The sequence below is a fragment of the Nocardia sp. NPDC088792 genome (assembly GCF_044750615.1).
Taxonomy (GTDB): Bacteria; Actinomycetota; Actinomycetes; order Mycobacteriales; family Mycobacteriaceae; genus Nocardia.
Genome location: NZ_JBIVKC010000014.1, coordinates 1 through 3,931, shown reverse-complemented (window position 1 = coordinate 3,931; position 3,931 = coordinate 1). Strand labels below are relative to the sequence as shown.

Sequence of the window (3,931 nt, the reverse complement as noted above, 5' to 3'; positions counted from 1 at the left end):
GTGGATTGGGATCAGGGCAATGTGCGGTTGCTGACCGAGCAGCAGTCATGGCCCGAGACCGGGCGCCCTCGTCGGGCGGGTGTGTCCTCGTTCGGCATGTCGGGCACGAATGCGCACGTGATCCTGGAAGCCGCACCCGACGAAGCTGCCGCACCCGAGGCCGATGAGTCAACCAGCGTGGACGGGTTTGCGGTGTGGGTGGTATCGGGTAGGTCGGATGCCGCGGTGCGGGATCAGGCTGCTCGTTTGCTGCCGGTGGTCGCCGATCTGAGTGCGATTGATGTCGGCGCTGCGTTGTTGTCGCGATCGGTGTTCGATCACCGGGCTGTGGTTGTGGGTGCGGACCGCGACGAACTGCTGAGCGAGTTGCAGGCCGTTGCGGACGGTACGTCCAGCGTGGGTGCTGCGAAATCTGGTCGTCGGGTTGTGTTCGTGTTTCCGGGTCAGGGTGCGCAGTGGGCTGGTATGGCGGCTGGTTTGTTGGAGTCCTCTGCTGTGTTTCGTGAGTCGATGATGGCGTGTGCTGAGGCGTTGGCGCCGTTTGTCGATTGGTCGTTGCTGGATGTGGTGGGTGATGCGGCTGCTTTGGAGCGGGTTGAGGTTGTGCAACCGGTTTTGTGGGCGATGATGGTGTCGCTTGCGGCGGTGTGGCGGTCCTATGGTGTGGAACCGGCTGCGGTGGTGGGTCATTCGCAGGGTGAGATCGCGGCGGCGTGTGTTGCGGGTGGGCTGTCGTTGTCCGATGGTGCGCGTGTGGTGGCGTTGCGTAGTCGGGTCATCGCGGAGGTTTTGGCGGGTGTCGGGGGGATGGTCGCGGTCTCTGCGCCGAGTGAGCGGGTGCGGGAGATTCTGGCCGGCCTGGACGGTGCGGTGGTCGTCGCGGCGATCAATGGGCCCTCGTCGGTGGTCGTGGCCGGTCCGGTCGAGGACCTTGAGGTGTTGCTCGCCCATTGTGAGGTGCAGGGGGTGTGGGCGCGGCGGGTGCCGGTGGACTATGCCTCGCATACTGCGTCGGTCGAGGTGATCCGTGATCGCCTGTTGCAGGATCTGGTCTCGATTTCACCGCGGACCGGTGCGGTGCCGATGTATTCGGCGCTGACGGGGTCGGTGATCGATACAGCTGAGTTGTCGGGTCGGTACTGGTTCGACAACGGCCGTAATCCGGTGTTGTTCCAGGATGCTACCGAGGCTTTGGTCGCGGATGGGTTCACTGTTTTCGTCGAGGTCAGTGCGCATCCGGTGTTGACTGCGGCTATCGAGGACACGATCGGTGGTGCCGATGTTGTGGTCACCGGGACGTTGCGTCGTGATGATGGTGGTCTGGATCGGTTCCTGCGCTCGGCCGGTGATGTCTTCGTGGCGGGTGTTGCTGTGGATTGGGGTGTGTTGTTCGCGGGGCAGCGGACCGGCTGGGTTGATTTGCCTGCTTATGCTTTCCAACACCGCCACTACTGGCCCAAACCACCCACAGTGGTGGGGCGCGGCCTCGTGAGCACAGTCGTACCGGTTCCCGGTTCCGACACCACGATCTTCAGCTCGCGCGTTTCGTTGCAGAGCGCCCCGTGGCTCGCCGACCATGCGGTCAACGGTGTCGTGGTATTTCCTGGCACGGGGTTCGTTGAGCTGGCCTTCCGTGCGGCCGATGTCGCTGATGGGGGTGCCCTGGCCGAGCTTGTGGTGCACACCCCGCTGGTGATATCGCAGAGCGGCGAAACTCAACTGCAGACCGTGCTCACCGGTGGAAGCATCGAGATCTATGCTCGCGTGAACGACGATGACTTATGGACCCGACATGTAACGGCCACCACCCGGCGGCGCGGTGCTGAACCGGCCGGGCTAGGCGCGATTTGGCCGCCTACCGACAGCGTCCCGCTCGACATCGCCGATTTCTATATCGATCGGACAGCGCTGGGCTTCAGCTATGGACCCGCTTTCCAAGGCCTTACCGCCGCTTGGCGGCATGACGGGCATATCTACGCCGAGATCGAACTGCCTGAGAACGAGCGGCTAGTCGCTGGAGAGTTCGGCATCCACCCTGCTCTTCTTGACGCTGCGCTGCAGCCATCGGTTCTGACTGGCCTCGATGAGTCTGGCAATGGCCGACTCCCGTTCAGTTTTACCGACGTTACCCTGCATACCGTCGGTGCCACTGCAGTGCGGGTGCGGGTCTCGCCGACTGGTCCGGGTTCGGTCTCTGCGGTTCTGGTTGATGAGGACGACGTGCCGGTGTTTTCCGTCGGCTCGCTTATTCTGCGGCCACTTGTGCCGGAGACCCTGTCAGGTGTGACGCCCGCAGGCAGCCTGCTCGGCCTCGACTGGGTGCCGGTCTCCGATGTCACCAGTGTCTCGCCGGAACCCAGTGCAGTACTTGACGTCCAGGCTGACGCCAGCCGGACTGTCGAGACCACCGTGCAATATGTGCTTAGCAAACTGCGAGACTTCGCTGGCGGCTGCCTCGTCGTGGTAACCCACGAAGCTGTCGCTGCTGCCCCAGACGACACCGTGTGGGATCTCGCCGCCGCAGCCGTATGGGGTCTGGTCCGGTCAGCTCAATCCGAGGACCCTGGCAGGTTTGTCCTGCTCGACCTGGAAGCTGGCACCGAGCCGACGTCCGACGTGGTGGCTCGTGCGATCGCGACCGGTGAACCGCAGCTTGCCCTGCGCGGAAATAGCCACTTGGCACCACGTCTTTCCCGCCTGACCGGGAACATCGACAGCACACTCCAGATCGACGGTACAGTGCTGATCACTGGTGGTACCGGTGGTCTGGGCCAGGTGGTTGCTCGGCATCTGGTTGCTCGGCACGGTGTGCGGAGCCTGTTGTTGTTGAGTCGCCGTGGATCGTCTGCGCCTGGGGCTGACGAGTTGTACGCGGAGCTGTCCGAACAGGGTGTCGATGTTCGGATCGTGGCCTGTGATGTGAGTGATCGAGCGTCGTTGTCGACGGTGCTGGATGGTGTCGTGCTGGCGGGTGTTGTCCATACAGCGGGCGTTCTCGACGACGGCATGATCGCGAACCTCACCGACGATCAGATCCATAACGTGTTCGCGCCGAAGGTCGATGCTGCCTGGCATCTCCACGAGCTGACTCGCGACCAGGACCTCACATTCTTCGCCGTCTTCTCCTCGCTCGCGGGCACTCTAGGCAGTCCCGGACAGGGGAATTACGCGGCCGCGAACGTCTTCCTTGACGCCATGATCAGCCACCGACGCAGCGCAGGCTTGCCTGGCATCTCCTTGGCGTGGGGGCCATGGGACCAAGCCGCCGGGCTCACTGGCGGGCTCACTGAGACGGATGTCCGACGCCTCGCCCAGCTCGGCATGCAACCTGTGGCTGCTGATTTGGGCATGGATCTATTCGACCGGGCTCTGACTACCGGACGTGCGCTGGTCGGGCTTACAGAGCTGAACATCGCAGCTCTGCGCACTCGCGACGACGCGCCGTCGGTATTCCGCGGCCTCGTCGGCGCGCAGGCACGCCGTGCTCGTGGACGTGGCAACCACAAGCCAGCTGGCTTCATACAAGGCTTTGCTTTCCTGTCCGAGGAGGAACGGCAGAATCGGATGACCGCGCTCGTGCGGGGGTTGGTTGCGTCTGTGTTGGGGTTTGGTTCTGCTGATGAGGTTGCGGTGGATCGCCCGTTCCGGGATATCGGGTTCGACTCGTTGACTGCGGTCGAGCTGCGCAACGTGCTTCAACGGGCTACCGGGGTGACGTTGCCGTCGACGTTGGTCTTCGATTATCCGAGCGTCGACCGTCTCGTCGCGTTCCTTGATGTCTGTCTGGGTGGGAGCCCGACCACAACACGAATCGACGCGGTCGAGCTTCCGATGGACGGCGATCCGCTTGTGGTTGTCGGTATGGGTTGTCGTTTTCCGGGTGGGGTGCAGGGTCCGGGGGGGTTGTGGGATCTGGTTGCTGTGGGTGTTG

The 3,931-nt window shown here is 63.4% G+C and carries 1 protein-coding gene; it reads left to right on the top strand.

Annotated features, from left to right (window positions below; all coding sequences use genetic code 11):
• Nucleotides 1-21 precede the first annotated feature (21 nt).
• Nucleotides 22-3,931, top strand: a 3,910-nt coding sequence (locus ACIP5Y_RS47920; protein ID WP_400360521.1) for an SDR family NAD(P)-dependent oxidoreductase, incomplete at its 3' end; no start/stop codon positions are given.